This is a genomic window from Mycobacterium sp. 4D054, from assembly GCF_052245755.1.
In the GTDB taxonomy this organism is placed as follows: Bacteria; Actinomycetota; Actinomycetes; order Mycobacteriales; family Mycobacteriaceae; genus Mycobacterium.
In genome coordinates, this window is record NZ_JBQQCF010000127.1 from 1 (window position 1) to 1,657 (window position 1,657).

Consider the following 1,657-nt stretch of genomic DNA (forward strand, 5'->3'; position numbering starts at 1 on the left):
CCTCGATCCACTGATGAATTGGGGTAGGTGTGCCTCGCTGGGCTGTTGAGGGCTGGTCCTGGTCGCGGGCAGGGGGTATCTGCTGGTCTGTCCAGCTGTTCCTGTGCGCTCCGGTCGGGCCTTTCGGCATATGGTCAGGTGGTGGCGATTTCTGGTGGGCTGTAGCCGATGGTGTTGCGCCACAACGTGAGCCAGTGCTCTGTCCAGGGCCAGTGCGCTGGTAGGTGCAGGATAGGTTGGCGTTGCGGACGGGCCAGGCGGGCCGGGATAGTGATTATCTTGCGGCGCAGTGTCGCCCCGCGGGCGACCGCGTGGGCACCTCCGGCCAGGACGCCGACGGCGCGCAGCAGGTTGTGGGCGATCGCGGCGCACAGGATCCAGGCCGAGTTCGCGCCGAACCGCCCCGAGGGCATGTGCGCCAAAGGTCCGTCGATGAGGTCGGCGAACACGGTTTCGATGATGGCGTGGCGGCGATGAGTGATGTCAGCGGCGTCGACGGGTTCGTCGGAATTGGTGAAGAACGGGTGGTACCGCCACACCGGAAACAGCGCATCGAGGAACCGCGCGTCTTTGACCCGGCGCACGACCAACCGGGCGGTCACCGGAGTCTTGGTGGAACCGAAGGCTGTGTAGGTGGTTTCGGCGACTTCGGCATCGGAGATCCAGGCGCCGGTGTCGGGGTCACGCACAGCACCGGGATAGTTCACCGGGGTCCACGCGGTCTCGGGAATTGCGTCAATGGCGGCGGCAACTGCGGCGGTCTTGGTCAGCACCAGCGAGAACCGGACACCTGCTCGGTGGCAGGCGGTGACCACGGTGCTATTGCCGTAGGCCGAATCGCCACGCACCAGGATCTGCCCGGTGACCCCGGCAGCACGGGCGGTAGCGGCCGCTTGAGCGATCATGCGGGCTGCGCCCTTGCCGGAGTTGGCCTTGCCCGCCCGCAACCTCGCCCCGGCGATCACCGGCGCACCGTGGTCGGTGCTGATCGTGGTGATCAACGGTGAGAGGCCTTTGCGCAGGATCTGCCTGCCGGCGATCTTGGTGTGTCCGTAGCTGGCGCCCTGCTTGGCGTGCCCGTAGACCGGGCGTAGTAGTGAGTCGATGTCGATGAACGCCCGTCCGTCGGCGCCGGGCAACAGATCGACACGCCCGCACAGCGCGGCCAGGTGTTCGCGCAGGACAGATTCGAGCTGGCGGGCATGCCCGAAGGTGAACTCCCGCAATAAGGTTCCGATCGTCGACGGGGCGTACACACCACCGAAGAGGGTCTTCATCCCACCCGAGCGCACAACGTCTAGGTCATCAATGCTGTCCGCGCCGGCGCACATCCCGGCGATCAGCGTGGTCAGCTTCGGTGACGGATGGGCCGCACCCGAACGGATCCGCTCACAGGTGAACCGGATCTTGTCGGCCAATAGCTGCGACAGACCGGTCTGGTCGGCCAGGGTCATCACCGGCACCAGCCCGGCGCACGACACGAGATGTGCATCATCGAAGACCGCCGACGACACGGCGAACCTATGGGACACTTGCACCGGAAGTGCCTTTCTGAACGTGGGCTGATCGAAGTGTGGTAACTCCAATCATCCCAGCTCAAAGGGCACTTTCCTTACATCAACACCCTCCGAACAGGCGATTCATCGGTGGATCGAGG

At 65.2% G+C, this 1,657-nt stretch carries 1 protein-coding gene; it reads right to left on the reverse strand.

Annotated elements, in window-relative coordinates:
* Window positions 1–134: 134 nt before the first annotated feature.
* Complete coding sequence (locus ACTWP6_RS30180; RefSeq protein ID WP_260752814.1) at window positions 135–1,538, reverse strand: IS1380 family transposase; 1,404 nt, start codon at window positions 1,536–1,538, stop codon at window positions 135–137.
* Window positions 1,539–1,657: the final 119 nt, after the last annotated feature.